This is a genomic window from Sphingomonas sp., assembly GCF_035998645.1.
In the GTDB taxonomy this organism is placed as follows: Bacteria; Pseudomonadota; Alphaproteobacteria; order Sphingomonadales; family Sphingomonadaceae; genus Sphingomonas.
This window is the reverse complement of record NZ_DASYHL010000005.1, coordinates 732,171-758,300: the sequence shown is the minus strand read 5'-3', so window position 1 is coordinate 758,300 and position 26,130 is coordinate 732,171. Positions and strand designations below refer to the sequence as shown.

The 26,130-nt window shown below is 65.4% G+C and carries 29 protein-coding genes, 1 tRNA gene and 1 pseudogene; 18 read left to right on the top strand and 13 right to left on the bottom strand.

Annotated features, from left to right (window positions below):
• Positions 1 to 129: 129 nt before the first annotated feature.
• Positions 130 to 279 (bottom strand): hypothetical protein, encoded by a 150-nt coding sequence (locus tag VGN66_RS17340; RefSeq protein WP_327520026.1) that lies wholly within the window; start codon positions 277 to 279, stop codon positions 130 to 132.
• Positions 276 to 464 carry a DUF3606 domain-containing protein gene (locus tag VGN66_RS17335; protein WP_327520025.1) on the bottom strand — a complete coding sequence of 63 codons (189 nt, stop codon included), beginning with the start codon at positions 462 to 464 and terminating at the stop codon, positions 276 to 278. The genes VGN66_RS17340 and VGN66_RS17335 overlap by 4 nt, the downstream gene beginning before the upstream one ends.
• 339 nt (positions 465 to 803) lie before the next feature.
• Here VGN66_RS17335 and VGN66_RS17330 point away from each other — a divergent pair, with 339 nt between their 5' ends.
• Positions 804 to 992: a hypothetical protein gene (locus tag VGN66_RS17330; protein ID WP_327520024.1), complete on the top strand. Its 189-nt coding sequence runs from the start codon at positions 804 to 806 to the stop codon at positions 990 to 992.
• A gap of 531 nt (positions 993 to 1,523) precedes the next feature.
• On the opposite strand, the gene VGN66_RS17325 is transcribed toward VGN66_RS17330, so the two are convergent.
• Positions 1,524 to 1,820, bottom strand: coding sequence for a plasmid stabilization protein (locus VGN66_RS17325; RefSeq protein WP_327520296.1), 297 nt, complete (start codon positions 1,818 to 1,820; stop codon positions 1,524 to 1,526).
• A gap of 379 nt (positions 1,821 to 2,199) precedes the next feature.
• Here VGN66_RS17325 and VGN66_RS17320 point away from each other — a divergent pair, with 379 nt between their 5' ends.
• The 15 genes and pseudogenes from VGN66_RS17320 to VGN66_RS17255 all read left to right on the top strand — a co-directional run bounded on the left by VGN66_RS17320 (position 2,200) and on the right by VGN66_RS17255 (position 15,730).
• Entirely contained in the window at positions 2,200 to 2,400 is a 201-nt protein-coding gene (locus VGN66_RS17320; protein WP_327520023.1) for a hypothetical protein, read from the top strand.
• Positions 2,401 to 2,566: 166 nt separating this feature from the next.
• Positions 2,567 to 4,588: a conjugal transfer protein TraG gene (locus tag VGN66_RS17315; protein ID WP_327520022.1), complete on the top strand. Its 2,022-nt coding sequence runs from the start codon at positions 2,567 to 2,569 to the stop codon at positions 4,586 to 4,588.
• 2 nt (positions 4,589 to 4,590) lie between these two features.
• Positions 4,591 to 4,992, top strand: coding sequence for a CopG family transcriptional regulator (locus VGN66_RS17310; RefSeq protein ID WP_327520021.1), 402 nt, complete (start codon positions 4,591 to 4,593; stop codon positions 4,990 to 4,992).
• Positions 4,989 to 5,975 (top strand): P-type conjugative transfer ATPase TrbB, encoded by a 987-nt coding sequence (trbB, locus tag VGN66_RS17305; RefSeq protein ID WP_327520020.1) that lies wholly within the window; start codon positions 4,989 to 4,991, stop codon positions 5,973 to 5,975. Before VGN66_RS17310 ends, trbB begins: the two co-directional genes overlap by 4 nt.
• Before the next feature lie 3 nt (positions 5,976 to 5,978).
• On the top strand, positions 5,979 to 6,314 hold the full coding sequence (locus VGN66_RS17300) for a TrbC/VirB2 family protein (protein WP_327520019.1): 336 nt from the start codon (positions 5,979 to 5,981) through the stop codon (positions 6,312 to 6,314).
• Positions 6,311 to 6,583, top strand: a complete 273-nt coding sequence (locus VGN66_RS17295; RefSeq protein WP_327520018.1) for a VirB3 family type IV secretion system protein — start codon at positions 6,311 to 6,313, stop codon at positions 6,581 to 6,583. Before VGN66_RS17300 ends, VGN66_RS17295 begins: the two co-directional genes overlap by 4 nt.
• Positions 6,577 to 9,015: a conjugal transfer protein TrbE gene (gene trbE, locus VGN66_RS17290; protein WP_327520017.1), complete on the top strand. Its 2,439-nt coding sequence runs from the start codon at positions 6,577 to 6,579 to the stop codon at positions 9,013 to 9,015. The genes VGN66_RS17295 and trbE overlap by 7 nt, the downstream gene beginning before the upstream one ends.
• A 4-nt stretch (positions 9,016 to 9,019) precedes the next feature.
• The gene (gene trbJ, locus VGN66_RS17285) at positions 9,020 to 9,772 is read left to right on the top strand and encodes a P-type conjugative transfer protein TrbJ (RefSeq protein ID WP_327520016.1); all 753 of its coding nucleotides are present in this window, start codon (positions 9,020 to 9,022) and stop codon (positions 9,770 to 9,772) included.
• 115 nt (positions 9,773 to 9,887) lie between these two features.
• The gene (gene trbL, locus VGN66_RS17280) at positions 9,888 to 11,192 is read left to right on the top strand and encodes a P-type conjugative transfer protein TrbL (protein ID WP_327520015.1); all 1,305 of its coding nucleotides are present in this window, start codon (positions 9,888 to 9,890) and stop codon (positions 11,190 to 11,192) included.
• Positions 11,192 to 12,010, top strand: coding sequence for a conjugal transfer protein TrbF (gene trbF / locus VGN66_RS17275; protein WP_327520014.1), 819 nt, complete (start codon positions 11,192 to 11,194; stop codon positions 12,008 to 12,010). Before trbL ends, trbF begins: the two co-directional genes overlap by 1 nt.
• The gene (gene trbG, locus VGN66_RS17270; protein ID WP_327520013.1) at positions 12,007 to 12,969 is read left to right on the top strand and encodes a P-type conjugative transfer protein TrbG; all 963 of its coding nucleotides are present in this window, start codon (positions 12,007 to 12,009) and stop codon (positions 12,967 to 12,969) included. The genes trbF and trbG overlap by 4 nt, the downstream gene beginning before the upstream one ends.
• Positions 12,966 to 14,183, top strand: a complete 1,218-nt coding sequence (locus tag VGN66_RS17265) for a TrbI/VirB10 family protein (RefSeq protein WP_327520012.1) — start codon at positions 12,966 to 12,968, stop codon at positions 14,181 to 14,183. Before trbG ends, VGN66_RS17265 begins: the two co-directional genes overlap by 4 nt.
• A gap of 2 nt (positions 14,184 to 14,185) precedes the next feature.
• A complete protein-coding gene (locus VGN66_RS17260) occupies positions 14,186 to 14,416 on the top strand; it encodes a DUF2274 domain-containing protein (RefSeq protein WP_414713220.1) in 231 nt (76 codons plus the stop codon).
• Between the two features lie 7 nt (positions 14,417 to 14,423).
• Positions 14,424 to 14,564: pseudogene (locus VGN66_RS18745) on the top strand (helix-turn-helix domain-containing protein); the annotation flags it as partial.
• A gap of 68 nt (positions 14,565 to 14,632) precedes the next feature.
• On the top strand, positions 14,633 to 15,730 hold the full coding sequence (locus VGN66_RS17255) for a site-specific integrase (protein WP_327520010.1): 1,098 nt from the start codon (positions 14,633 to 14,635) through the stop codon (positions 15,728 to 15,730).
• An 11-nt stretch (positions 15,731 to 15,741) separates the two neighbouring features.
• On the opposite strand, the gene VGN66_RS17250 is transcribed toward VGN66_RS17255, so the two are convergent.
• From VGN66_RS17250 to VGN66_RS17225, 6 genes are all read right to left on the bottom strand, one after another.
• A tRNA-Lys gene (locus VGN66_RS17250) sits at positions 15,742 to 15,817 on the bottom strand.
• A gap of 108 nt (positions 15,818 to 15,925) precedes the next feature.
• Complete coding sequence (rodA, locus tag VGN66_RS17245; RefSeq protein ID WP_327520009.1) at positions 15,926 to 17,053, bottom strand: rod shape-determining protein RodA; 1,128 nt, start codon at positions 17,051 to 17,053, stop codon at positions 15,926 to 15,928.
• On the bottom strand, positions 17,050 to 19,086 hold the full coding sequence (gene mrdA, locus VGN66_RS17240; protein WP_327520008.1) for a penicillin-binding protein 2: 2,037 nt from the start codon (positions 19,084 to 19,086) through the stop codon (positions 17,050 to 17,052). The genes rodA and mrdA overlap by 4 nt, the downstream gene beginning before the upstream one ends.
• Entirely contained in the window at positions 19,083 to 19,595 is a 513-nt protein-coding gene (mreD, locus tag VGN66_RS17235; protein WP_224920837.1) for a rod shape-determining protein MreD, read from the bottom strand. The genes mrdA and mreD overlap by 4 nt, the downstream gene beginning before the upstream one ends.
• Positions 19,592 to 20,473, bottom strand: coding sequence for a rod shape-determining protein MreC (mreC, locus tag VGN66_RS17230; protein WP_327520007.1), 882 nt, complete (start codon positions 20,471 to 20,473; stop codon positions 19,592 to 19,594). The genes mreD and mreC overlap by 4 nt, the downstream gene beginning before the upstream one ends.
• Before the next feature lie 13 nt (positions 20,474 to 20,486).
• A complete protein-coding gene (locus tag VGN66_RS17225) occupies positions 20,487 to 21,530 on the bottom strand; it encodes a rod shape-determining protein (protein ID WP_327520006.1) in 1,044 nt (347 codons plus the stop codon).
• Between the two features lie 144 nt (positions 21,531 to 21,674).
• On the opposite strand from VGN66_RS17225, the gene mutL reads away from it, so the two are divergent.
• Positions 21,675 to 23,477: a DNA mismatch repair endonuclease MutL gene (gene mutL, locus VGN66_RS17220; protein WP_327520005.1), complete on the top strand. Its 1,803-nt coding sequence runs from the start codon at positions 21,675 to 21,677 to the stop codon at positions 23,475 to 23,477.
• A gap of 70 nt (positions 23,478 to 23,547) precedes the next feature.
• Positions 23,548 to 23,880, top strand: coding sequence for a hypothetical protein (locus tag VGN66_RS17215; protein ID WP_327520004.1), 333 nt, complete (start codon positions 23,548 to 23,550; stop codon positions 23,878 to 23,880).
• A 420-nt stretch (positions 23,881 to 24,300) separates the two neighbouring features.
• Here the strand turns inward: VGN66_RS17215 and rplI are convergent, their stop codons facing one another.
• The 4 genes from rplI to VGN66_RS17195 form a co-directional block, all read right to left on the bottom strand.
• Positions 24,301 to 24,891 (bottom strand): 50S ribosomal protein L9, encoded by a 591-nt coding sequence (gene rplI, locus VGN66_RS17210; protein WP_327520003.1) that lies wholly within the window; start codon positions 24,889 to 24,891, stop codon positions 24,301 to 24,303.
• 11 nt (positions 24,892 to 24,902) lie between these two features.
• Positions 24,903 to 25,127, bottom strand: coding sequence for a 30S ribosomal protein S18 (gene rpsR, locus VGN66_RS17205; protein WP_066575653.1), 225 nt, complete (start codon positions 25,125 to 25,127; stop codon positions 24,903 to 24,905).
• A gap of 3 nt (positions 25,128 to 25,130) precedes the next feature.
• Positions 25,131 to 25,508, bottom strand: a complete 378-nt coding sequence (gene rpsF / locus VGN66_RS17200) for a 30S ribosomal protein S6 (RefSeq protein ID WP_224921113.1) — start codon at positions 25,506 to 25,508, stop codon at positions 25,131 to 25,133.
• Positions 25,509 to 25,689: 181 nt separating this feature from the next.
• Positions 25,690 to 26,073: an RcnB family protein gene (locus VGN66_RS17195; protein WP_327520002.1), complete on the bottom strand. Its 384-nt coding sequence runs from the start codon at positions 26,071 to 26,073 to the stop codon at positions 25,690 to 25,692.
• Positions 26,074 to 26,130: the final 57 nt, after the last annotated feature.

The following is a 26,130-nucleotide window of genomic DNA, read 5'->3' as shown; positions in this document are numbered from 1 at the left end:
GTCGGGCAGCACTACGGCGGATTGGAAGCGGCGGTCTCTCAACAGCGAGCGTAAGCCATGCGGTCCCGAGAAGCGTTGCGCGGGCGCTCTCACCTCGGCCTGGGGAAAAGCGCGAGGAGTCCGAGCTTTTCATTCCTCGGGCAGTTCCGGTTGCCTTGGCGGCCCATCCTTCTCGTTCTCAACCTTCGTCTTGTTCGCGGCACCCGTCGGGTTGGTGCTCGTGTCGCCCGGTGCCAGCCGCTCCTGCTCGTCGGGCCCGTCCCCATCGCCCCCGATCATGCCGTGCGCTCCCCGCTCAGATACGCCTCGATCGCATCCGCGCCATTGCCGACGGCGCCAACCGCCTCCTCAAGCCGGTTGCGCGACACGCCGAAGCGCTCGGTCCAGTACCGCACTTCGTAATCCTCACCCATCGCCACCCGCGATGCGTCCTGCGGGCCGCGCTGTTCCTTGTCGTCGCTCATGTGCCTTCTCCTCTCGTGGCTCCAAGCGTCCGTCGGGAATTTGGTTCCCGCAGAAAAGGCATCGATCCGCGCCGTCCTGGTGCGCCGATCGCGCAGGTCTGGCGCGATTGTCTTGCAGCGTGCGTTGCACGAAGCACTAAGTATTGTGCCGCTGCTCTTTCTGCCCATGGAGCATGCCCTGACGCGTCGTGGAATACCCGGCACGAGTTGCATATCGCGCGCAGTTCTTGCGCCCACCCGTCGCTTCGTGTTCGTCTTGGTGATCAACAATTAATTCATCACGACACGTAATGACTGACACCAAAGTGTTGGCGGTTTGTTTAGCTTCCGGAGGTGCCCATGGCACAAGATAGAATCGTTGCCGTGGGCTTTCTGACCACTGTCGAGCTGGCGATGCTGGGGAAACAGTTCGAACGCCATTTTCCGGTCTGTCATGATGACGCATTCGACGGTCTGCTGGCCAGGCTGGACTTGATCGAGGCGAGTGAGGTCGATGTCGATGTTACCATTCGTCCAAAATTGCGGTAAGCATCTCAGGCGCGTGCGACCCGCGGTGCTGCGCAGGCGGCTTCAGGTTCCTGTGAAGTTCCGACCCGATGCGACTGTCGCAGAACCGGAGCGAGAAAGGTTCGAGCCGCGTCGAAGCATCGTTTTCCGCTGGCGTTTTTGAACCAGCCGATTGTATCGGACGCCGCCTCCGCTACCCGCGCTCAACAACGCCCGTTCGCAGGATTTCTCCGTTGGCGATGCGCTCATATTGCTCGGCGAGCATGAGATGCGCCCTTCGAGCTGTAATATCCTTCGCATTCTCAGCCATGTAGCGTTCCTGGCGAGCGCGGCGCGCATAATATTGAGGTCCTCCACCCGGCATAAGTCTCTCCGTTAGGTTCGCCCGCCCGATGATGGATAGAAAAGCCGGTTTCGAACACGCTCACTTCTATCCAGACGCTTCGACTGAAACGTCCCTATCCCTTTGCCAGTTCTCCATCGCGCCGATCGGGTCGCTGTGCGCGCGCTCCAGTCCCAGCGCCTCCGCGCGAATTTGTGCGGGCTGGCCCATTAGTGCGCGGCGCGCTTTCGGCGCGTTTCCCATCCCTTTTTTGCTGCCGCCGAACGATCTGCGGTGCTCCTGCTCGAACTGCTCCTGCGGCCGCCCGCGCGCGCGCTGTCGTGACTGTCTTTACTTCCCCGACCCGAACCAGACTTGTTTCCACCGCCAGAGTCCTTGTTCACCGTCGCCCAGGCACGGCCTTCGGCCTCGTCTTTGGACACCCCGCGCTTTTCATAGCCTTTTTCGATATGCTCGGCCTTGCGCTTTTGCTTGTCCGTATACGCGTCTTTGTCACCTCGCGGCATCATCCTTCTCCTGCTGGGTCCCGCGCAGCAAAAACTGACGAACAAGCTCAAGGTTTCCGGTTCAGCCCTTTGCAGCAGTAGCGGAGCGCCAGCCAATAGGTCGTCGAGGCCGAGATGGCTGAAGCTGCGTTGGTGCGAGTTGAGCAACGGATAGGTCTCAAGCAAGTCACAACGAAACAATATCGGTGCTGTCCGACGCTCAAAGCACGATTAGCCCCTGCATGGTGGCGCTAACGCTAAGGCGTTGTGCCGCCCCGGCCAGGATCTTCTTGGATCGTTCCAAACAGAAGGTGTTCTGCGTCTGGGCGCTAACATATGCTAAGGCAGGAGCGTGCGTGAATGCGTAGAAGATCCGGGGCAGAATAGCGGAGTAGGGCCATTGTCCCAATCGATCGACGAAGCCTCTTCCCAGTCCGCAGCATTCTATCTGGGTCAGGCAAGGGACCAGATCCGCCTTGCTGAACTGTCCGATCTGCCTGGCCGCGTTGCTATCCACCTAAATGCGGCCAAGCGCTGGATGCAGATGGCTCAGGTCGCGCGCCGGGTTGAACAGGCACGCCGCAGGAGCGTGGAGCGTTAATCGGCGATGTCAGAATTGGCGATTGCCGGTCTGCGTCCTTCGATCGTCTTCGATGGCACCAAGAGTGTACCCGCTGGCACCAGCGAGACTCTGACGCTGTGACCGTTTCCGGGCGATTCATGGGGCTTAGCCCGCTGCGGTGAGTGGCATGCGGGCGGAGGCCCGCATGACCCCGACCAAACTTCTTCTCGGCCAGATGCTGATCGTCGCCCTGATCGTGGTGGCGGGCGTGTGGTTGGCCACCCAATGGGCGGCCGCCGCGCTGGCCTATCAGCCCGAGCTTGGCGCGCCGTGGTTCACGCTCGGCGGCGTGCCGGTCTATGCGCCCTGGGCGCTATTCCCGTGGTGGTTCCACTTCGACGCCTATGCCCCGGCGGTGTTCGACCGAGCCGGCGCAATCGCGGCTGCGAGCGGGTTGCTGGGATGTGGCGCTGCTATCTTCGGATCGGTGTGGCGCGCGCGGCAGCAACCGCATGTCACCACCTATGGTTCGGCGCGATGGGCGGGCATGCGGGACATCCGGGCAGCGGGACTGGCTGCGGATGCTGGTGTGTTTCTTGGTCGCTGGGAGTCACGCTATCTGCGCCATGACGGCCCGGAACATGTCATGGCGTTCGCGCCGACGCGGTCGGGCAAGGGCGTCGGACTGGTTGTTCCGACGCTGCTGAGCTGGACGGGTTCCGCAGTCGTTCACGACATCAAGGGCGAGAATTGGGAGCTGACCGCCGGGTGGCGCTCGGCCTTCTCGCATTGCCTCCTGTTCAACCCCACAGATGCGCGCTCTGCGCGCTACAACCCGCTGCTCGAGGTCCGGCGCGGCGCGCACGAGGTGCGCGACGTCCAGAACATCGCGGACATTCTCGTCGATCCGGAAGGCGCGCTCGAACGGCGCAACCACTGGGAGAAGACCAGCCATGCGCTGCTGGTCGGCGCGATCCTCCACATCCTCTATGCCGAGGAAGAGAAGACGCTCGCCCGCGTTGCGACCTTCCTCTCCGATCCGCAGCGCTCCTTTGCCGAAACGCTGCAAGTCATGATGACGACCAATCATCTGGGGAGCGACGACGCGCCGCTTGTGCATCCCGTGGTCGCATCGGCAGCGCGCGAGGTGCGCAACAAGTCCGAGAATGAGCGCTCGGGCGTGCTCTCGACCGCGATGTCGTTCTTGGGTCTCTATCGCGATCCCACGGTCGCGGCAGTGACCGCGGCGTCGGACTGGCGGGTGGAGGACCTGGTCTCGGCGCGGTATCCCGTGTCGCTCTACCTGGTCGTGCCGCCTTCCGACATCAGCCGTACCAAGCCGCTGATCCGGCTCGTCCTCAATCAGATCGGACGGCGGCTGACCGAGCAGCTCCATGCCGCCGGCGCGCCGGGGCGTCACAAGCTGCTATTGATGCTCGACGAGTTCCCGGCACTCGGCCGGCTCGATTTCTTCGAAACCAGCCTAGCCTTCCTCGCCGGCTATGGCGTGCGCGCCTTTCTCATTGCGCAGAGCCTCAACCAGATCGAGAAAGCCTATGGCGAGCACAACGCGATCCTCGACAACTGCCATGTGCGCGTCGCTTTTGCGACCAATGACGAGCGCACCGCCAAGCGGATCTCCGACGCGCTCGGCACCGCGACCGAGCAGCGCTCGATGCGCAACTATGCCGGGCACCGGCTCGCGCCCTGGCTCGCCCATGTCATGGTCAGCCGCCAGGAAACCGCCCGCGCGCTGCTGACGCCGGGGGAAGTCATGCAGCTGCCCCCAAGCGACGAGCTCGTGCTGGTCGCGGGGCATCCGCCCGTGCGCGCCCAGAAGCTGCGCTATTTCGAGGACGTGTCCTTCACTGCGCGCAGGGTCGCGCCGCCGAAGCTTGGTCCCGATCACCCCCGCGACCTGCCTTCAGCGCGAGCCGATGACTGGTCGGGCCAGGTGCGATCAATCGACGATCGCCTCGCGCCGGATGCGCAGGAGGACGAGGAGGCCGATGGCGGTCTCGAGCAGGCGCGCCAGCCCGAGCAAGAGATCGCACCCGCCACGCCGGTCGATCTCGCACCCGCCGGTCCGCTCGGGCTCGGCGAGGACGAGGGCGATCCAGCCGCCGACAAGCGTGCGATGGACCGCTCGGCCGGCGACGCCGCGCGCCGTGTCTACGCGATCGAGGCAGGATCCTCGCGCGCCGGCAATCTCGGGCTGGAGTTCTGACCATGGTCGAGCGCGTCCGCCACCAGCTGTTCCTGCCCAAACCGCTCAGCGACCGGCTCGAAGCGCTGGCCGCCAAGCCCGGTGCGACCAAGTCGGCGATCCTCGCCGATGCGGTCACCGCCTGGCTCAACCGTCGTGGCGCGTCCGAACTCGAGGATCGCTTCGCCCTGCGGCTCGACCGGATGAGCAATGCGCTCGCGCGGATCGAGCGCGATGGCCATGTCACGCTCGAGACGCTGGCGCTGTTCATCCGCTTCGAGCTCTCGATCCAGACACCGCTTGCCGAGAATGATGCGGTTGGTCGCGCGCTTGCCCGCGAGCGCTTCGAGGCATTTGTCACGCAGGTCGGCCGCGCCGTGGCGTCGGGGCGGCGGACCTTGCTGCCAGGGGAGGGCGCGCGATGAGCGCCGCGCTATCCGCCGAGCGTCGGCGCGCGATGCTGCGCACCGCCATGGGACCGGCCATCGCCGACGCGCTGGCTGACCCGCTCGTCGTTGAGATCATGGTCAATCCCGATGGCGCGCTGCGGCTCGACCGGCTCGGCGAAGGCCGGGTCGATACCGGTATCGTCATCGATGCGACGCAGACCGAGCGCATCATCCGCCTCGTTGCGAGCCATGCCCGTACCGAGGTCCATGCCGCGCAGCCGATCGTTTCAGCCGAGCTGCCGCCCCATCGCGAGGGCGGGGCAGGGGAGCGCTTCGAGGGCGTGTTGCCGCCGGTCGCGACGGCACCCTGTTTCTCGATCCGCAAGCCTGCGCAGCGGCTGCACACGCTCGACGATTATGTCGCTGACGCGATTATGACGGTCGAGACTGCGGACGCGTTGCGCGCTGCGGTCGCACAGCGCTTCAACATTCTCGTCGCTGGTGGGACGAGTTCGGGCAAGACGACCCTCGCCAACGCGCTGCTCGCCGAGATGGCGTGGGTCGACGCCCGCGTTATCCTGATCGAGGATACGCGCGAGCTGCAGAGCCCGGCGCCCGACACGGTCGCCCTGCGCACCCGTCCTGGGGTGGTGTCGATGGCGGACCTGGTGCGCTCGACGCTGCGGCTGCGCCCCGACCGGATCATCGTCGGTGAGGTGCGTGGCCCTGAGGCACTCGACATGCTCAAGGCCTGGAACACCGGGCATCCCGGCGGGATCGCCACGGTCCATGCGAACTCTGCAAACGCCGCGCTCTATCGCATCGAACAGCTCGTCCAGGAGGCCGTCGTCACGGTCCCGCGGCAGCTGATCGCCGAGGCGATCGACCTCGTCGTGTTCATTGCCGGGCGCGGCACCGATCGCCGTGTCGAGGCGATAGCCCGCGTCATCGGCATCGATCCCGACATCGGCGCCTACGCGCTCGCCCCCTTTCATTTGCCCCCAACTGCAGGAGCCTGATCCATGACCATCGTCCACTATACGCCCGGCAAAGCGCGCCTCGTGACCGGAGCAGCCGCCGGTCTCGCGCTATGTGCCGCCAGCCAGGTTCTTGCCGCAGGCTCCGGCATGCCGTGGGAGGAGCCGCTCCAGCAGGTGCTGGAGTCGGTCCAGGGCCCGGTCGCCAAGATCGTGGCGGTGATCATCATCATCGTGACCGGTCTGACGCTGGCGTTCGGCGAGACTGCGGGCGGCTTTCGCCGCCTGATCCAGATCGTCTTTGGCCTGTCGATCGCCTTTGCCGCGTCGAGCTTCTTCCTGTCCTTCTTCTCGTTCGGCGGCGGAGCGCTGATCGCATGAACGGGGACCGCCAACCGATCGAGGGCTTCGAGGCGCCGCTGCATCGCGCACTCGCCGAGCCGATCCTGCTGGGTGGCGCGCCGCGGACGATCGCGATCGTCAACGGCACGCTCGCCGCTGCGCTGGGCCTTGGCCTGCAGCAATGGGTCGCGGGCGTCGTGATCTGGGCGCTTGGTCACACGGTCGCGGTATTTGCCGCGCGGCGTGATCCCGATTTCGCTCCGGTGCTTGCCCGGCACCTGCGGCAGCGGGGGTATCTCGCATGCTAGCCCTGCGCGAATATCGCAACCGTGCCGACCGGCTCGCCGATCACCTGCCCTGGGCGGCGTTGGTTGCGCCGGGCGTCGTCCTCAACAAGGACGGCAGCTTCCAGCGCACGCTGCGCTTTCGTGGCCCTGACCTTGAGTCGGCGACGCAGGCCGAGCTGGTTTCGGCCTGCGCGCGCGCCAACAATGTCCTCAAGCGGTTCGGGTCAGGCTGGGCGCTGCATATCGAAGCCGAGCGGCGCGAGGCGCTGGGCTATCCCGCCAGTCTGTTTCCTGACGCTGCTTCCTGGCTGGTCGAGGAAGAGCGGCGCGCCGCGTTCGAGGCGGCCGGCGCGCATTTCGAGAGCCTTTACTATCTGACGCTGACCTTCCTGCCGGCCCCCGACCAGACCGACGCGGCAGGCCGAGCGCTCGTCGAACGCGAGGACAATCACAAGGGCCGCGACTGGCGTCAGGCGCTCGCCGCATTCGTGGCCGAGACCGATCGCGCGCTCGATCTCTTCTCGGGCTTCATGCCGGAGATTGCCGCGCTCGATGATGAAGCGACGCTGACCTTCCTGCACGGCAGGATTTCCGCGCGGCGGCATGCCGTGGGCGTTCCCGAGACGCCGATGTATCTCGATGCGCTGCTGGTCGATACAGAGCTCACCGGAGGGCTCGAGCCGATGCTCGGGCAGATGCATCTGCGCACGCTCACGATCCTCGGCTTCCCCGGCCTCAGCCGCCCCGGCATCCTCGACGCGCTCAACCATCTCGATTTTGGCTATCGCTGGGTCACGCGGTTCATCGCGCTCGACAAGACCGACGCGACGAGGGCACTGACCCGGCTGCGCCGCCAATGGTTCAACAAGCGCAAGTCGGTGACCGCGCTGCTGCGCGAGGTGCTCTATAATCAGCCGGTTCAGCTGCTCGACAGCGACGCCGACAACAAGATGGCCGACGCCGATCTCGCACTTCAGGCGCTGGGTGGCGATCATGTCGCCTTCGGCCATCTCACCACGACCATCACCGTCCAGGACAGCGATCGCGCGCGGGTCGAGGATCAGGTCCGCCAGGTCGAGCGGGTGGTCAATGGTCTTGGCTTCACCTGTATCCGCGAGAGCATCAATGCGGTCGAAGCCTGGCTCTCGAGCCTGCCCGGGCATGTCTATGCCAATGTGCGCCAGCCGCTCGTCCATACGCTCAACCTCGCGCATCTGATGCCGCTCTCGAGCGTATGGGCGGGGCCGGCCCGCAACCGGCACCTCGATGGTCCGCCGCTGCTCTATGCGCAGACCTCCGGGTCGACGCCGTTCCGGCTATCGACCCATGCTGACGACGTCGGGCACATGATGATCGTCGGACCGACCGGGGCCGGCAAGTCGGTGCTGCTCGCGCTGATCGCGATGCAGTTCCGCCGCTATGCCGCAAGCCGGGTCTATATCTTCGACATGGGCCGCTCGGCGCGCGTCGCGACGCTCGCAATGGGCGGGGCGCACCATGGCCTCGGGCTTGGCGGAGAGGCAGGCGAGACCATCGCGTTCCAGCCGCTCGCAGCGATCGACCGCGAACCCGAGCGTGCCTGGGCTGCCGAATGGATCGCCGCGCTGCTCACGCACGAGAAGGTCAGCGTCGACCCGCCGGTCAAGGACGCGATCTGGTCGGCGCTCGGCAGCCTCGCCACTGCTCCGCTCGAGGAGCGCACGCTGACCGGCCTGTCGTTGCTGCTCCAGTCGACCGCGCTGCGCGCGGCGCTCGCACCCTATACGCTCGAGGGGCCGTTCGGTCGGCTGCTTGACGCTGCCGAAGACGATCTGCGCGTGGCGCAGGTCCAGTGCTTCGAGACTGAGGCGCTGATGGGGGCGGGGAGCGCGGTCGCGCCGGTGCTCACCTATCTGTTTCACAGGCTCGAGGAGCGGTTCACCGGCGACCCGTCGTTGCTGATCCTCGATGAAGCCTGGAAGTTCCTCGATCATCCGCTGTTTGCCGCGCGCATCCGTGAGTGGCTCAAGACGCTGCGCAAGAAGAATGTCGCAGTGATCTTCGCGAGCCAGAGCCTTGCCGACATCGCGCAGAGCGGGATTGCGCCCGCGATCATCGAGAGCTGCCCGCAGCGCATCCTGTTGCCCAATCCTGCGGCGATGGAGCGGCAGGGCCGCGCTGCGTACGAGCGCTTTGGTCTCAATGCCGCGCAGATCGAGCTTGTCGCGCGTGCGACGCCCAAGCGTCATTATTACCTCCAGTCCGCACGCGGCAACCGGTTGTTCGAGCTTGGCCTCGGACCGATCGCGCTCGCGCTGTGCGGCTCCTCCGATCCTGCGACACAGGCGCGCGTCGACGCGCTGCTTGCCGAGCATGGCAGCGGCGACTTCGCGGCGCGGTTTCTCGCCGATGCCGGCCTCGACTGGGCCGCCGGACTGCTCCGCCAATTCCCCGACCCCCAAGCAAAGGAGTAACCCCATGGTGCGTAGCTTCACCCGCAAAACCCTGATCGCCGGTCTGCTCGGCGCCGGCGCGATTGGCGCTCTGGCGACGGGCCTGATGGTTACCGCGCCTGCGGCCCATGCTCAGATCACGGTCTTTGATCCGAGCAATTACAGCCAGAATCTTCTGACTGCGGCGCGCACCCTCCAGCAGATCAACAACCAGATCCAGTCGCTCCAGAACGAGGCGGCGATGATCCTCAATCAGGCGAAGAACCTTGCCCGGGTCGAGTTTCCCGAGCTCGATGCGTTGCGCCAGACGATCCGGCAGATCGACACGCTGATGGGGCAGGCGCAAGGCGTCAACTTCCGCGTCGACGGGCTCGATCAGCAGTTCCGTCAGCTCTTCCCCAACGATCTCGCAAGCGCGCTGCGCACCGACCAGCAGGTGATCGCGGCACGTGGTCGGCTCGACACGGCGATGTCCTCCTTCCGGCATACGATGGGCGTGCAGGCGAAGGTCGTTGAGACGGTCGCAGCGGACGCGCGCACCCTTGAGGCACTCGCCGCGCGCAGCCAGGGCGCCCAAGGCGCGCTCGCCGCGCAACAGACGACGAACCAGCTGCTCGCGCTCACCGCCAAGCAGCAATTCCAGATCCAGAGCCTGATGGCCGCGCAATATCGCGCGGAGACGATGGAAGCTGCGCGGCGTGTGCAGGCGGAGGCGGACGCGCGGGCTGCGACCCGCAAGTTCCTCGGCACCGGCAACGCCTACACGCCCGAGCGCTGATCAGACCGTCCGCGGCGGCGGCGCCCCCTCGCCGCTGCGGGCGCAGTCCGCAGGGTCCCGGTTTCCTCCCAGCCCGCCGGGGCCCTGCGGCAATCGCAACACAGGAGCGTCCCACGTGAACGACCTCAACGTCATCGACCGCTTCATGGCCGAGTTCATCCGCTACATCGATAGCGGCTTTGGCTTGCTCGGGCCTGACGTGGGCTTCCTGACCAGTGTGCTGATCGGGATCGATATCACGCTTGCCGGGCTCTTCTGGGCGATGGGCGGCGAGGACGATGTCATCGGCCGGTTTCTCAAGAAGATCCTCTATGTCGGCGTCTTCGCGCTGATCCTCAACAGCTTCTCGACACTGGCGGACATCATCTTTCGCTCGTTCGCGCAGGCGGGTTTGACCGCCGGGGGTGGGTCGCTGAGCGCCGACGATCTGCTGCGGCCCGGCCGCCTCGCCGGGACCGGCTTCAGCGCAGCCTGGCCATTGCTCGATCAGGCCTCGCAGATGCTCGGCTTCACCACCTTCTTCGACAATTTTGTGGTGATCACCGTGCTGCTGCTCGCCTGGGCGGTCGTGATCGTCGCCTTTTTCATCCTCTCGGTGCAGATGTTCGTCTGCGTCATCGAGTTCAAGCTGACGAGTCTCGCCGGCTTCATCCTGGTCCCGTTCGCCCTGTGGGGACGCACGAGTTTTCTCGCCGAGCGGGTGCTCGGGAACGTGATCTCGTCCGGCATCAAGGTCATGGTGCTCGCCGTGATCGTCGGTATCGGCTCCAACTTCTTCGCCGCGTTCACCACCGCGCTTCAGGGGCAGGAGCCCGATATCGGGCAGGCGATGAGCCTGGTGCTCGCAAGCCTCACCCTGCTCGGCCTTGGCATCTTCGGACCCGGCATCGCCACGGGCCTCGTTTCGGGCGCCCCCCAGCTTGGCGCCGGGGCGGCGGTCGCGACCTCTGCTCTCGCCGCGGGCGGCGTCGCCGTTGCTGCCGGAGCGGGGGTTGCCGCAGCCGGCGGACTTGCCGCTGCCGGTCTTGGCGCAATCCGGGCGGGCACCTCGATGGGGTCGGCGGCCTCGACTGCTTACAAGCTCGGCAAGGAGACCTCCGGCTCTTCTTCGAGGGCCGCTGGCCTTGGCGGCGTCGCCACGGCCGCCCGGGGCGCCGTCTCGCAGCGCCTCGGCAATGCGTTCGGGCTGCGCGAAGCGGCTGCCGGTGGCCAGCGCGCAGCCTGGGATGCCGGGAATACGGCCAAGGCACCCGCCGCGCCGCAGGCGGGCGGCAATGCGCCCGATGCGATGCCCGGATGGGCAAGAAACCTCCAGGCAAGCCAATCCCGCCGCCATCACCGCCAGATGGCGCTCCACACCCTGCAGGGCGGCGACCGCGGTGGTCAGGGTGCCAGCCCCGATATCAAGGAGAAGGACTGATGCGCTTCAAACGCACTCTGCAACGCTATGGGCGAACACCCGAGCCCGAGACACCCTATCAGCGCGCCGGGCAGCTCTGGGACGAGCGGATCGGCTCGGCCCGCGTCCAGGCGCGCAACTGGCGGCTGATGGCGTTCGGCGGTTTGTTCCTGACCACCGGCCTGTCGGCAGCCCTCATCTGGCAATCGCTGCAGAGCCGCGTTGTCCCTTACGTGGTCGAGGTCAACAAGCTCGGCGAGGCGCGGGCGCTCTCTCCCGCAGCCACCGACTATCGCGCGACCGACCCGCAGATCGCATGGTTTCTCGGGCGCTTCATCACCAACATCCGCTCGCGACCGCTCGACGCTGTGCTGATGCGCGAACACTGGCTTCAGGCCTATGACTTCGCGAGCAAGCGCGGCGCGATCTTTCTGGGCGAGTATGCGCGTGCCGCTGACCCGTTCGCCGCGATCGGTGAAACGACGGTGTCGGTCCAGGTGACGAGTGTCGTGCGTGCATCGCCCACGAGCTTTCAGATCAAATGGTCCGAGCGTGCCTATGCCCGCGGCAGCCTTTCGGGAACCTCGCGCTGGACCGCAATCGTGACTGTCGTGATCCGTCCGCCACGCACGGTCGATACGCTGCGAAAGAACCCGCTCGGCCTTTACGTGGATGCAATCGACTGGAGCCGTGAGCTCGAGACCCCTGCCGATCCGCAACCGGTTCGGGCCCGGCCCGGCCCGGCGTTACCGGCGCCGCCCGCGCACCTCCCGCTCGGTTCGCCGCTCGACCCGACCCTCGGCCTGCAATCCCAGCCCCAATTGGAGACCCAGCCATGAAGCATGTCCTCGTCGCGGCAAGCGTCCTTGCCGTCATGCCCGCCCTTGCGCAATCAGCGTTGCCGTCGGCGCCATCGCCGGTCCAGTCTTCCACCACGATGCCCGGGGGGCGACCAACCGCGGGCCCTTCGGTGCCGACTGTCACGCCGCTGCCGCCGACCGGGAAAAAGCGCGTGCCGCCCTCACGCGCCGAACTGCGGGTGCGCACCGCCAATCGCGACGCGACGCGCGAGCCCGCTGCGCGTGGCTTCATTCATGCGGTGCAGGTCTATCCCTTCAACGAGGGGGTTCTCTATCGCCTGTTCGCTGCACCCGAGCGGGTGACCGACATCACGCTGCAGCCCGGCGAGACGGTCGTCTCGGTCGCGGCGGGCGATACGGCGCGCTGGACGGTTGGCGACACGACCAGCGGCAGCGGCGAGACCAAGCGCGTGCATATTCTGGTCAAACCGTTCGCCGCGGGCCTCTCCACCAATCTTGTCATCACCACCGATCGCCGCGCCTATCGTCTCCAGCTTGAGAGCACGGCATCGACTGCCATGGCCGCGCTGTCGTGGACCTATCCGCAGGACGAGCTGATCGCGATCCGTCGGCAGGAAGCGACAGCCGAGGCGGCAAAGCCCGTCGCCGCCGCGCTCGCGGTGGAGCGGCTCAACTTTGGCTATGCGATCAGCGGCGACCGGCCTGCCTGGCGGCCCAGCCGTGCGTTTGACGATGGGCGGCAGACCTTTATCGAGTTTCCGGCAGACATTGCTGTCGGCGAAGCGCCACCGCTGTTCGTGGTCGGCGCGCAGGGCGATATCGAGCTCGTCAATTATCGCGTCGCGGGCCGCTTCTATGTCGTCGACCGCCTGTTCGACAGCGCGGAATTGCGGCTTGGTGGCAAGAAACAGGCCGTGGTCCGCATCATCCGCACGGGCTCGGAGTCACCGCGCCGCCGCCAGGGGAAAGCATCATGAGCGATGCTGCCCCCACGCCCGAGCTGCCACCCAAGGCCGATCCCGAAACGCTGGTGCTGCGCGGGCATCCGCGCCGGATCGTCCGCTTTCGGCGCGGCGCGATCATCGCAATCGCTGCAGCGAGCACCAGCGCGGTTGCGGGGCTCACCTGGATGGCGCTGCAGCCTGTGAGCTTCCAGGCTTCGCTCAGCGCTGACGACAGCACGGAAATTGCCAACCGGACGCCTGATGATGCTCTGGCCGGCGCCCCGAAGAGCTACGATGATGTCCCAAAGCTCGGCCCGCCGCTGCCGGGTGACCTTGGAAGACCGATCCTGCGACGACAGGAGCAGCTTGGCGCCTCGCCCTTGCAAGGGGGTGCTGACCCGGCGTTCGACGCGGTGCAAGCTGAGCGGCAGCGTCTTGCGGCCGAACAAAGGGCAGCGCGCGAATCGGGGGTGATGCTGCAACTGGGTGGAGCCCGGGAAACTACAGCCCCGGCAGCGGCGCGGATCGAGCGCAGCGGGGCTAGTGCGGGAGCGCCGCTGGAAGGCGTCGCGCCCGATCGTGGAAGCGATCCCTATGGCCAGCAGCGCAAGACTGCGCTGGTCGGTCGTTCCAGCGGCGAGGATAGTATCAATCCACACGCGTTGGCAGATCCGGTATCGCCCTGGACCCTCCACGCCGGCAGCATCATCGCTGCGAGCCTGATCACCGGTCTGAATTCCGATCTGCCGGGCCTCGTGACTGCGCAGGTGACGCAGAATGTTCATGACAGCGTCACGGGGCAAACCGTGCTGATCCCGCAAGGATCGCGCCTGATCGGACGCTATGACAGCGTCGTCGCGTTCGGCCAAAGCCGGGCGCTGGTGGTCTGGCAGCGCATCCTCCTGCCCGACGGCGCATCGATGCGTATCGACAATGTGCCGGCCACCGATACCCAGGGCTATGCTGGCCTTGCCGATCGGGTCGATCGCCACACCTGGCAGCTGTTGAAGGGCGTCGCGCTCTCGACCCTGCTCGGCGTCGGCACCGAGCTGAGCTTCACCGGCGAGAGCGACCTCGTCGAAGCGATTCGCGAATCCGCCCAGCAGAGCGGAGCGCGAGCAGGGGACCAGCTTGTCGGTCGCAACCTCGACATCCAACCGACCATCCGTGTGCGGCCCGGCTGGCCGCTTCGTGTCGTGGTGCACAAGGATATCGTGCTGCGGCCCTGGCGGATGGCGGAGCGATGAGCATGGACCTCAAGCTTGCGAGGCTGCCCGAGCGCACCCCGGTCAAGATCGCGATCAGCGTATCGCCCGATCTCGCTGCGGCGCTCGCCGACTATGCCGCGATCTACGAGAAGACCTATGGCCACAGCGAACCTGTGGCCGAACTCATCCCGGCGATGCTCTCCACGTTCCTGGAGAGTGATCGCGCCTTCGCCAAGGCAAGGAAGGGCTTGGGCACGGACAGGGCGGGATGACCGGGCGATGCGCCTGCTCACACTCAAGGAGGCTGCGGCGTTCCTCAAGGTGCATCCCAATACGATGCGCAGCTACGCCAACAGCGGCGCGGTGCCAGCAACCAAATTCGGTCGGGAATGGCGCTTTCTCGATGAAGACCTTGTTGCAGCGATTCGAGCGGGATATCCTGGTCGCGTACGGATGCAGCTGAGTGCCGACGATAAGGAGGCAGAGCGATGGCACTCTGGAACCGTACAGGCATTTACTACGTCGAGTTCACAGCACCTGACGGAACGCGCATTAGACGATCTACTGGCACGTCCGACAGGCAGAAGGCCGAGGAATATCACGACAAGCTGAAGGCCGAGCTGTGGGATCTTGCCCGCTTGAAGCGAAAGCCCCGGCGCAGCTGGGACGAAGCGGCGCTTCGGTGGCTAAAGGAGATGGCGCACAAGAAGTCCTATCGGGACGATGTGAGCCGAATCCGTTGGTTCACGAAGCATTTGCGCGGCAAGATGCTGGACCAGGTGAGCCGGGACATGATCGACGGGATCATCTCGCGCCATCTCGCCCGCCGCAAGGATCGCACGAAGGATCTCTATGTGGCGCTGATCCGCGCCATGTTCCGGAAGGCGATGCGCGAGTGGGAGTGGCTCGAGCAAATTCCAGCGTTCAGGACCTATGGGAAGAATGAGCGGCCGCGTGTGCGTTGGTTGACCCAAGCACAGGTCGATCGTCTCCTGCAGGAACTACCGCCTCACCAGCAGGACCTGATGCTGTTCGCGCTCGCGACGGGCCTGCGGCAGGGAAATATCAAGAGACTGGCCTGGGACCAGGTCGATCTCACCCGCCGCATCGTCACGATCGGGCATGGCGATACCAAGAACGACGAGGCCTTGGGCGTTCCGCTCAACGATCTCGCCGTCTCGGTGCTTGAACGGCGGATGGGAGAGCAGAGTCCCTATGTGTTCACCTACAAGGGCAAGCCTTTGGGGCAGGTGAACACGAAAACATGGCGGGATGCGCTCCAGCGCGCCGGGATCACCGACTTTCGTTGGCATGATCTTCGGCACACCTGGGCGAGCTGGCTCCGGCAAAACGATGTGCCCACCTGGGTGCTTCAGGAGCTGGGAGGCTGGAAGTCGGAGTCGATGGTGCGTCGGTACGCGCACATGTCGGTGAAGCATCTGGCGCCCTATGCCGACCAGCTGATTTTTGAGGGTAAAACACGCCACACCAATCCCCCTCGGAGATCGGCCCTGCCTACGGCACAAAAACACCCACAGCGGGAGCTTCTCGAGGCTCCAACTGCTGGAAAGCAAGGTGCTAAGTGATTGAAAAGAAATGGTGGACGCACTTGGGCTCGAACCAAGGACCCGCTGATTAAGAGTCAGCTGCTCTACCAACTGAGCTATGCGTCCATTCCGGGCGGAGGGAAGGGGCTGGGAAGCCGCTTGCCGCGTTCGGGAGTGGCGCGGATAGCGGGGGCTTTTGCGGAATGCAACAGGCTTTTTGCCAAAAAATGCGCGTTACCAACGCGCGGTGTTTGCCTGGTGCCGATTCTGGCGGTCGATCGCGAACAGGATGCCGATCGCGAACATCACCGTCATCATCGATGAGCCGCCGTGGCTGACCAGCGGGAGCGGGATTCCGGTCACTGGCGCCATGCCCATCACCATCAGCAGGTTGATCGCGACGTAGAAGAAGATCATCGCCGCGATCGCAGCTGCCGTCAGCCGTTCGAACTTGCTGCCAGCGCGGGTGGAGACACCGATCGCCCACAGGCACAAGCCGACGAATGCGGCAATCAGCGCGACGCCGCCGACAAGCCCCAGCTCTTCTGCGACCAGTGCAAAGACGAAGTCGGTATGGCCTTCGGGCAGGTAGTTCAGGTGGACCTGGGTGCCGTTGCCAAAGCCCTTGCCGAACAGCCCGCCGGATCCGATCGCGATCTTCGACTGGGTGATATGATAGCCCGCACCCAGCGGATCCTCTTCGGGATTGAGGAAGATCAGCACGCGCTTTTGTTGATATTCCTGCATGCCATAGTTGATCATCAGCGGGATCGCGACCGCCGCCGCCATGCCGCCCGCGATGAACAGGCGCAGCGGTACCCCGGCCAGGAACATCATCGCGGCGCCCCCGGCGATGATCATCATCGCGGTGCCCAGGTCCGGCTGGATCAGCACCAGGCCGGCAGGGATCATCGTAATGACGACGGCCGGCCAGATTGCGCCGAACTTGCGTGTCTCACCCGCCGGAAGCATCTCGTAGAACCGGGCGAGCGCGAGGACGAGCGCGAGTTTGGTCAGCTCGGACGGCTGGAGCCGCATGAATCCCAGGTCGAGCCAGCTCTGCGCGCCGCCCGCGACGTGGCCGATCAGCTCGGTCAGGATGATCAGGACGATGCAGACGCCGTAGACCGGAAAGGCGAGATGGCGATACCAGTCGACCGGGATACGCGACATCGCGAGGGCGATGGCGAGAAAGACGCAGAAGCGCATGCCATGGCTAAGCGCCCAGGGCGTCAGGCTACCCCCGGCCGCGGAATAGAGCATCGCCGTGCCGAACAGCCCGATTCCGGCAACCAGCAGAAGCGCGCCCCAGGGCAGGCGCAGCACAGGGGCGGGGACGAAGCCGGATCCGATCGTGCTCATTCCGGGGCCTCTGGTGTCGGGGTCGCGCTGGCGGTGGGGGCAGGGGCGGGTGCTGATGCGGCCGCGGGCGATGCTGTCGGGATTGCAGCAGGGGTTGGCGAGGCGGCCGGGTTGGGTACCGGCGCCGGCGCTTGCCCGGCACGCTGAGGAAGCCCCTGCGCGGTGCGGAAGGCGGCTTCCTTGGCCGCCATGCGCGTGCGGATGTCGCCGCCCCAGCCGGCTTCGAGCACGGCAAGCGAGTCAATCGCCTTTTGCCGATCGAACAGCCAGGTCAGCACGTCCTTTGCCACCGGAGCCGCAGCGCGCGATCCGCCCATGCCATGTTCGATCACGACCGACGCGGCGTAGCGCGGGTTGTCGATGGGGGCGAAGCAGATGAACAGGCCGTGGTCGCGATACTTCCACTCGCCACCCTGACCGCGATTGCGGTCCATGATCCGGCGAACCTGCGCGGTGCCGGTTTTTCCGGCCATGCGGATGTTGTCGAAGGGCAAGCGCGAGGCGCCGGCGGTGCCCGCTCCGTTGACCACCTCGTCCATCCCTGCGCGGACAATCGCGAGATGCTCTTCGGGAAAGTCGAGGCGCAGCGGCGGCTTCGGCGTATCGATGATGAGCGAGGGCAGCAGCGCGCGGCTGGACGCGATCCGCGCGGTCGCAACGGCAAGCTGGAATGGGCTGACCAGCACGTAACCCTGTCCGATCGATGCGTTAAGCGTATCCGCCTGGGTCCATTCCTGTTTGTAGCGGCGCATCTTCCACGCCGTATCCGGCATCGTGCCATAGCGTTGCGAGGGCAGGGGCAGGTCGAACTCCGCGCCAAAGCCCAGTTTACGGGCGGCCACAGCAATCGGATCGATTCCGATCTCTCGCCCGATCGTGTAGAAATAGGTGTTGCAGCTGCGCGCGATCGCGGTGTGCATCGTCATCGGCCCGTGCCGGCCGAGACAGCCGAAGCGGCGATTGCCGAGCTGATAGCCGCCATTGCAGTACACCACGCGCTTCGGGTCCACCCCCGCGCCCAGGATCGCGAGCGCAGTCGCTGGCTTGAACGTCGATCCGGGCGGATACAGGCCTTGCAGCGTCTTGTTCATCAGCGGGAGATGATCGTCCTCCGACAGCATCTTCCACTCGGTGCGGCTGATCCCGTCCGAAAACGCATTGGGATCGTAGGACGGCATCGACACCATCGCGAGAATGTCGCCATTGGTGATGTCGAACACCGTCACCGACCCGGATTCGTTGCCGAGGCGGCGCGCGGTAAACTCCTGAAGGCCGGCATCGATCGTCAGGCGAACATTCTGTCCCGGTTCGTCAGGCCTGGTCGCAAGTTCACGCACGAGCTTACCGCGTGCGGTCACCTCGGAGCGCTTGGCGCCGGGAGTGCCGCGCAGCCGACCCTCAAGCGTCTTTTCGAGACCGTCCTTGCCGATCTTGAAGCCCGGTGTGAGCAGCAGGGGATCCTTGGTTTCCTTGAACTGCTCCGAAGTCGCGGTACCGACGTAACCGACGAGATGACCGATTGCGGCGCCGGCGGGGTAGTTGCGGGCAAAGCCGCGGGCCGGGGCAACGCCGGGCAGGTCGGGAAGTCGGACATTGACCGCGGCGTAGCGCTCGTAATCAAGATTTTCGGCAACCTGCACGGGCCTGAACCCGGCGGCTCCCTTCAGATCCTCCTCGATCTGCGCGATGTCTTCGGGCGTGAGTGCAAGAATATCGCGCAGCGTCGCGAGCACCTGACCCTTGTTCTCGAGCCGGTCGGGGATGATGTCGACGCGGAAGTCGGTGCGATTGTTGGCGATCGGCACGCCGCGCCGGTCGACGATCCAGCCGCGGCGCGGGGGTGTCAGCGTCAGATTGACGCGGTTGCTCTCGGACAACAGCTTGTACTTGTCATTCTCATAGACCGACAGCCAGGTCATGCGCCCGGCCAGCACGAGTCCGAGCGTCGCCTGAATGCCACCGAGCAGCATGGCGCGGCGCGAGAAGCTGTAGCTCTGCTGCGCGTCGGAAATCATGCGCACCGGGCCGCTCATTGCCATTTCTTTCGGCGATCGAGGCGTGAAACGAGGCGTGCCAGGACGGGGAACAGCGCGATCGAAATCAGGATCTGGATCAGCAGCACCGTATCGACATGCGCGTCGAGCCGCGTCGCGACCAGCCGCCCGCCGATCAAGCAAAAGCCGATCGCGCCCGCAGCCAGCAGCCAGTCCTGAAGAAAGTCACGCCACACGATCCGCGTGTCTAGCACATCGATGGCGATAAACGACACGGTCCAGAAAAACATCGCGTTGCCGAGCGGCTGGCCGCTGACCATGTCATCGACAAAGCCGAGCAGCAGCGGCGCCCATGGCTTGAGCAGATCGGGCCGGTGGAGCCTCCACGCGAGCAGCATCATCAGCCCGAATGGCGGGAGCAGCGGGACGGTCGCCTTGAGCGGGATCAGGGTGATCAGCGAACCGATGACGATCGACAGCGGGGCGAGCCAGCGCGCACGCGATGACAGGGTGGGCTGGCCAAGGCCCGCGAAGGGAGTGCCGGTCACCGCGGGGCTGCTTCCCGCGCGCGCACATCGGACGCTTCGGGGAAGAAAGCGCGCTGGACCAGGGCATAGTCGAGCATGTCGGGGCTGGCGGTAGCCCTGGCCTTGGTGGTGTCGCGCCCGCGTTCGAGCGCCACTGCGACCGCGATGTTCGGCGGGAACAGGCCGCCAGTGCCCGAGGTGACGAAGGTGTCGCCGGGTTCGAACAGCACCTGCGCTTCACCGGCCGAGCGGATTTCGAGCTGGCCGTCGCCGCGCCCGGCGGCGATGGCGGGTAGGCCATCGCGGATGCGGCGGACGGGCACGACGCTTTCAGGATCGAGCACGAGCAGGATGCGCGCGGTGTTGGGGCTGACTTCGACCACGCGGCCGATCAGCCCGTCGGGACCGCGCACGGGCTGGCCTGCGCGAACGCCCTGCCAGCTGCCGGCGTTGAGCGTTGCGAAGCGCCGCGTGCTGGAACCGCTGGCATAGACGATACGGGCGGCGACCACTGGGTCGGCGACGCGGTCGCGTAGCTTGGCCAGTGCGCGCAGGCGGCGGTTGTCCCGGGTGACGACGCGGGCATGCTCGATCAGCTTCTTGTTCGCTTCGAGTTCGGCGCGCAGTCGGGCATTTTCCTCACGTACGCCAAAGAAGCTGCCGACCCAAGATGGCCCGCCGGAAATCCCGCGCCGCATCCAGTCCGCACCCGAAGCGATTGGGGTAACCAGCTCAGAAAACGCCCCGCGCACGCCCGCAAAGGCGGGCGGATTTAGGGTCGACAGCAACAGCAAAGCAACCGCGACCAGTGCACCGCCGGCCGCGACCACATAACCGATGAACAGTCCGTATTGCGCCCGTCGCGAAAAGCCGGAGCGCCGATTATGTGGCGGCGCCATAGCCCCCGCTTCCTCAGACCTGAATCAGAACACCACGAAACACAGGATCTTCTAGCGCACGTCCAGTGCCCAGCGCCACACAGGTCAGGGGGTCTTCGGCGACGGTAACGGGCAGACCCGTTTCATCGCGAAGGACTTCGTCAATCCCCTCGAGCAGCGCGCCGCCGCCGGTCAGGACGATGCCCTGATCAACGATGTCCGCCGCCAGTTCGGGCGCCGTGTTTTCGAGTGCGATGCGCACGCCTTCAACGATCGTGCCGACCGGCTCGCTCAGCGCTTCGGCGATCTGGCCCTGGTTGATCTGGATTTCCTTGGGAACGCCGTTGACCAGATCGCGGCCCTTGATGTGGATCGTCTTGCCGATGCCGTCCGCAGGCGGCTTGGCAACGCCGACTTCCTGCTTAATCCGCTCTGCTGTGGCTTCGCCGATCAGCAGGTTATGGTTGCGGCGGACATAGGAGACGATCGCTTCGTCCATCTTGTCGCCGCCGACGCGGACCGAGGTCGAATAGGCGAGGCCGCGCAACGAAAGCACGGCGACTTCGGTGGTGCCGCCGCCGATGTCGACGACCATCGACCCGATCGGTTCGGTCACCGGCATATCGGCGCCGATCGCAGCGGCCATCGGCTCTTCGATCAGGAAGACCTGCGACGCGCCGGCGTTGGACGCGGCGTCGCGGATCGCGCGGCGCTCGACGCTGGTCGAACCAGAGGGCACGCAGATCACGATCTGGGGCCAGCGCATGAACTTGCGGCCGCCATGCACCTTGCGGATGAAGTGCTTGATCATCTCTTCGGCGACATCGATGTCCGCGATGACGCCATCGCGCAGCGGGCGAATCGCCTCGATGCTGCCGGGCGTCTTGCCCATCATCAGCTTGGCGTCGTCGCCGACGGCCTTGACCCGCTTGATGCCGTTCAGTGTTTCTACCGCCACAACCGACGGTTCATTCAGCACAACGCCGCGGCCGCGCAGATAGACGACCGTGTTCGCGGTCCCCAAATCGATCGCAAGGTCGTGGGACATGAATTTGAAAAAGCGGGAAAAAAACGCCATCTATGGTTCCGTCCTTCGCGCTTGACGGGCGGCGCGATTCGCATTTGAGTTACACTTGACCCGTCCGGAGCAGGTCAGCTCCGAATTGGGAAATCTGGCGGATACAGCTCGCAGGATGGCGTCGCTTGGGCTACACCAACCTGCATGTCAATACGCCGCTTGCCGGAGCATCTTGTCAACCGGATTGCAGCGGGTGAGGTGGTGGAACGCCCTGCCAGCGCGCTCAAGGAACTCGTGGAAAACGCTGTCGATTCGGGTGCGACCCGGATCACCGTCCGGCTGGGCGGCGGCGGGATCGAACTGATCGAGGTTACGGACGACGGATGCGGGATGACTCCCGCCGAAATGGCGCTCGCGCTGGAGCGGCACGCGACGTCGAAACTGCCCGATGACGCGATCGATGCCGTCACCACCTTGGGGTTTCGCGGCGAGGCGTTGCCGTCGATTGCCAGCGTGTCGCGTTTCACCGTCGAGAGCCGCCCGCGCGGCGCGGATGGCTGGTCTCGGACGGTGGACAATGGCGCATTGGCGGCGGAAGGGCCGGCTGCACTGCCGCCGGGCACGCGGGTGCGGGTCGAAGGGCTGTTCGAGAAGGTACCGGCGCGGCGCAAATTCCTGCGCTCGACCCGGTCGGAATATGCCGCATGCCTCGACGTGGTGAAGCGGCTGGCGATGGCGCGGCCCGAAATCGGCTTTTCGGTCGAACATGACGGGCGGCGGGTGCTGAGCGTGCAGGAGGGGATGGACCGGATCGCGCGCGTCGCCGCGCTGACCAACCGCGACCTTGCCGCCAACAGCGTCGGCATCGATTTCGAGCGCGAGGGGATCGTGCTCGGCGGCGTCGCAGGGCTGCCCACGTTCAACCGTGGCGTGGCGGATCATCAATATCTGTTCGTCAACGGCCGCCCGGTGAAGGACCGGTTGCTGACCGGCGCGGTGCGCGGCGCCTATGCCGAGATGCTGGCGCGCGACCGGCACCCGGTGGTGGCGCTGTTCCTCGATGTGCCGCCCGATCAGGTCGATGTGAACGTCCACCCTGCGAAGACCGAGGTGCGGTTCCGCGATCCGCAACTGGCGCGCGGGCTGATCGTCAGCGGGCTGCGGCGGGCGCTGGACGGGGCCGGGCATCGCAGTGTGCGGCGGCCCGATGCGGCGGTGATGGGGTTGTGGACTTCTGACGTAGACCGTCACCCCCGCGAAAGCGGGGGCCCATCTCCCGCACCCGCATCACTGCTTGACGCGCAAAGGAGCTGGGCCCCCGCTTTCGCGGGGGTGACGGGTAGTGTTCACGACCGCCGCCCCTCGTTCATCGCGCCACCCCTGGCGCGCGCCGAACCCGCCGCCGAGCCGGTTCCGGCGGCGATCAGCTACCCGCTCGGCGTCGCGCGGGGGCAGGTGGCGCGCACCTATATCGTCGCGGAGGCGGAGGACGGGCTGGTGCTGGTCGACCAGCATGCCGCGCACGAACGGCTCGTCCTCGAACGCATGCGCCGCGCGGTGAGCAGTGGCGGCGTCGCGAGCCAGGCATTGCTGCTGCCGGAGGTGGTCGAACTGGATGAACCGGCATGCGACCGGCTGGAGGCGCGGGCGGGCGAGCTGGCCGAGTTCGGGCTAGAGCTCGAACGCTTTGGCCCGCGCGCAATGCTGGTCCGCGCGACCCCGGCACTGCTGGGCAAGGGCGATGTGATCGGACTGGTCACGGACATTGCCGACGAGCTGGCCGCGTTCGATTCTGCGCTGAGCCTCAAGGAAAAGCTCGACCATGTCGCCGCGACGATGGCGTGCCACGGATCGGTGCGCGCGGGCCGCGTCCTCTCGGTCGCCGAGATGAACGCGCTGCTCCGCGAGATGGAGGTGACGCCGCATTCGGGCCAATGCAACCACGGCCGCCCGACCTGGGTGAAGCTGGCGCATGGCGACATCGAAAAGCTGTTCGGGCGGAAGTAGGCATTACTCCGCGAGGCATGACGTCGTAACGTCTAGAGCGTCTTACCTACTTCGCATTCGAGCATGAACGATGGCAGACCTGTATCATTTGTTTGAGCGAGTGCGTCGCTTTTGGCCGGAGAAGATTAGTCTCGACGTTGCCGTGACGGTTAACGGGGCGAGGCCGGGCATGGCATTTACTCTGATGAGCGACCTCCTCGCGGCTGTCGAGTCTCGGCTTGGCGATGAGAAAGATCGCATCGAACTAGAAATCTGGGCATTTCATATGTCGCTTTGGAAGTGCGCTAAGCTGAATATGCGGCGTGGGAGCTTCTCGGTTTCGCCTTCAGAAGTTTCGTATTTGATGTTTGCACAGCGAGTTGAACTGGAGTTGAAGAGCCGGAGTGAGCAGCCACCGTTGTGAAACTGGCTGATGGGTATGTTGAGATGCTGTTTGGCCGGAAGTGAGAGTGGGCGTCTGATCGCAACCGATGCAACCTTCCCCGCCACTACGCATTGTCAACCCTGAACGACGCTTCAGGTGAAGATACGATGGGTAAGTTGATGTCGGTGGCCTTGGCCGCCATCCCGCTGGTTGCGGTGCTGGGCGCGATGGTCGTCGCGCCGTAATCCAAAGGTTTCGCTCCCAAGCGAAAAAAAGAGGCCGCCCGGACTTCCCGTCCGGGCGGCCTTCTCTTTTGCTTTGTCCCCCTCCCGCTTGCGGGAGGGGCCAGGGGAGGGCCTGTCCTTCGGGAGTGCGGCCTGATTTGACAGGCCCTCCCCCGACCCCTCCCGCAAGCGGGAGGGGAGAGGCTGGAACCCCTCCCGTGTGGGAGAGGCTGGATCAGCCCTCGGCCTGCTCCTCGGTCGCCTCGACGGCGATTTCGCCCGGTTCGGCGTTCGGGTCATAGGCTTCAACGAATCCGGCTTCGTCCTTTTCGAACATCGCCTCCATCACGTTGACGCCCTGTGCCTGCATCTCGGCCTCTTCAGGCGAGCGGGCGACGTTGACCTTGACGGTCACGCCAACCTCAGCGTGCAGCGAGACCTTCACTTCGTACAGGCCGATCGCCTTGATCGGCTTGTCGAGCACGACCTGCGCCTTGGTGACCTTGTGGCCATCGGCGTTGAGCGAATCGATGATGTCGCGAACCGCGACCGAGCCGTACAGCTGGCCGGTGTTCGACGCCTGACGGATCAGGGTGACCGAAACGCCCTCAAGCGTCTTCGATTCCTTCTCGGCCTCGGTGCGCTTGGCGGCGTTCTCGGCGACGATGCGCTCGCGGTTCGCCTCGAACACCTTGCGGTTGGCTTCGTTGGCGCGCAGCGCCTTCTTGTTCGGGAGCAGGAAGTTGCGGGCGAACCCGTCCTTCACCGTCACCACGTCGCCGATATGGCCGAGCTTCTCGACCCGCTCGAGCAGAATGATTTGCATGGGTCCGCTCCTTACTTAACGATGAAGGGCAGCAGGCCCAGATGGCGTGCACGCTTGATGGCGATTGCCAGCTCGCGCTGCTTCTTCGCGCTCACCGAAGTGATGCGCGAGGGGACGATCTTGCCACGCTCGGAAACGAAGCCCTGCAGCAGCCGGACGTCCTTATAGTCGATCCGGGGCGCGTCCTTCGCGGAGAAGGGGCAGCTCTTGCGGCGGCGGAAAAAGGGTCGTGCCATGTCTTATTCTCCCCGGCCTTCGTCGCCATCACGGTCGCGACGACCGCGGCGCTCGCGGTCACCCTTGCGCATCATCACGGTCGGACCTTCTTCATGGCCATCCACGCGGACGGTCATGTAGCGGATCACGTCTTCGTTGATCTGCGTCTGGCGCTCGAGCTCGGCGACGACACCTGCGGGGGCGTCGATTTCGAGCATCACGTAGTGCGCCTTGCGGTTCTTCGCGATCTTGTAGGCGAGCGAACGAAGACCCCAGGTTTCGGTCTTGACGACCTTGCCCTGATTATCCTCGACGATCTTGGTGGCGTTTTCCGCCAGTGCGTCCACTTGCGCCTGTGCCAGATCCTGGCGCGCAAGGAACACATGCTCGTACAGAGCCATGCGTTTCTTCTCACTGTTGGCCGATCGCTGACGCCGCCCCATGCGGTCGCCCCTCCGGCTGTCGTTCCAAAATACGAAAAGCGGCTAGCCGAAGCCGCCGCTCAACGATGCGCCCTTACGCGCGCTCTCCATGAAATGCAAGCGGCGGGGTGATCGCTCACCCCGCCGCCCGGAGGATCCGTTAGCGGATCATGTTGCCGAAGATGGCGCCGATGATGCCGCTGGCGATGCTGACCAGCACAATATCATTGCCCGACTGGACGTAGCGGTAGCCGCGCGGCGGGGCGTTCAGGTTGCCGCGATACTGGCGGTTATACTGGCGATAGTCGATCTGGCGGTAATTCTGGGCCTGGCGGTGGTCGAACCGCTGACCGCGCTGCCACTTGCGATAGCGCTGCGGGGTTGCCTTCTTCACCGCCTTGTGACGGACCACGACATTGCCGTTCGGCTTGTGCTTCACGACCGTGCGGGTCTGCTGCGCGGGGGCGGCAGCGGCGGGCGCGGCGGCGAGGATCGGGCCGACCGCAACCGATGCGGCGACGATGGCGAGAACAAACTTCTTCATCTTGTGTCTCCTGCGTTCGAGCCCGGTATCGGGCGACAAGTGCAATTTGGGGGCCGC

Bases quoted from the DNA above. Each gene is read 5' to 3' on its own strand.
- rodA (WP_327520009.1), bottom strand. From the start codon at position 17,053: ATGAGCACGATCGGATCCGGCTTCGTCCCCGCCCCTGTGCTGCGCCTG.
- VGN66_RS17195 (WP_327520002.1), bottom strand. From the start codon at position 26,073: ATGAAGAAGTTTGTTCTCGCCATCGTCGCCGCATCGGTTGCGGTCGGC.
- VGN66_RS17215 (WP_327520004.1), top strand. From the start codon at position 23,548: ATGGCAGACCTGTATCATTTGTTTGAGCGAGTGCGTCGCTTTTGGCCG.
- VGN66_RS17225 (WP_327520006.1), bottom strand. From the start codon at position 21,530: ATGGCGTTTTTTTCCCGCTTTTTCAAATTCATGTCCCACGACCTTGCG.
- mutL (WP_327520005.1), top strand. From the start codon at position 21,675: ATGTCAATACGCCGCTTGCCGGAGCATCTTGTCAACCGGATTGCAGCG.
- trbJ (WP_327520016.1), top strand. From the start codon at position 9,020: ATGGTGCGTAGCTTCACCCGCAAAACCCTGATCGCCGGTCTGCTCGGC.
- VGN66_RS17300 (WP_327520019.1), top strand. From the start codon at position 5,979: ATGACCATCGTCCACTATACGCCCGGCAAAGCGCGCCTCGTGACCGGA.
- rpsR (WP_066575653.1), bottom strand. From the start codon at position 25,127: ATGGCACGACCCTTTTTCCGCCGCCGCAAGAGCTGCCCCTTCTCCGCG.
- VGN66_RS17325 (WP_327520296.1), bottom strand. From the start codon at position 1,820: ATGCCGCGAGGTGACAAAGACGCGTATACGGACAAGCAAAAGCGCAAG.
- trbF (WP_327520014.1), top strand. From the start codon at position 11,192: ATGCGCTTCAAACGCACTCTGCAACGCTATGGGCGAACACCCGAGCCC.
- VGN66_RS17330 (WP_327520024.1), top strand. From the start codon at position 804: ATGGCACAAGATAGAATCGTTGCCGTGGGCTTTCTGACCACTGTCGAG.
- VGN66_RS17255 (WP_327520010.1), top strand. From the start codon at position 14,633: ATGGCACTCTGGAACCGTACAGGCATTTACTACGTCGAGTTCACAGCA.
- VGN66_RS17295 (WP_327520018.1), top strand. From the start codon at position 6,311: ATGAACGGGGACCGCCAACCGATCGAGGGCTTCGAGGCGCCGCTGCAT.
- VGN66_RS17335 (WP_327520025.1), bottom strand. From the start codon at position 464: ATGAGCGACGACAAGGAACAGCGCGGCCCGCAGGACGCATCGCGGGTG.
- trbG (WP_327520013.1), top strand. From the start codon at position 12,007: ATGAAGCATGTCCTCGTCGCGGCAAGCGTCCTTGCCGTCATGCCCGCC.
- VGN66_RS17265 (WP_327520012.1), top strand. From the start codon at position 12,966: ATGAGCGATGCTGCCCCCACGCCCGAGCTGCCACCCAAGGCCGATCCC.
- mreC (WP_327520007.1), bottom strand. From the start codon at position 20,473: ATGGCGCCGCCACATAATCGGCGCTCCGGCTTTTCGCGACGGGCGCAA.
- trbB (WP_327520020.1), top strand. From the start codon at position 4,989: ATGAGCGCCGCGCTATCCGCCGAGCGTCGGCGCGCGATGCTGCGCACC.
- VGN66_RS17315 (WP_327520022.1), top strand. From the start codon at position 2,567: ATGACCCCGACCAAACTTCTTCTCGGCCAGATGCTGATCGTCGCCCTG.
- rplI (WP_327520003.1), bottom strand. From the start codon at position 24,891: ATGCAAATCATTCTGCTCGAGCGGGTCGAGAAGCTCGGCCATATCGGC.
- VGN66_RS17310 (WP_327520021.1), top strand. From the start codon at position 4,591: ATGGTCGAGCGCGTCCGCCACCAGCTGTTCCTGCCCAAACCGCTCAGC.
- rpsF (WP_224921113.1), bottom strand. From the start codon at position 25,508: ATGGCTCTGTACGAGCATGTGTTCCTTGCGCGCCAGGATCTGGCACAG.
- mrdA (WP_327520008.1), bottom strand. From the start codon at position 19,086: ATGAGCGGCCCGGTGCGCATGATTTCCGACGCGCAGCAGAGCTACAGC.
- trbE (WP_327520017.1), top strand. From the start codon at position 6,577: ATGCTAGCCCTGCGCGAATATCGCAACCGTGCCGACCGGCTCGCCGAT.
- VGN66_RS17260 (WP_414713220.1), top strand. From the start codon at position 14,186: ATGGACCTCAAGCTTGCGAGGCTGCCCGAGCGCACCCCGGTCAAGATC.
- VGN66_RS17340 (WP_327520026.1), bottom strand. From the start codon at position 279: ATGATCGGGGGCGATGGGGACGGGCCCGACGAGCAGGAGCGGCTGGCA.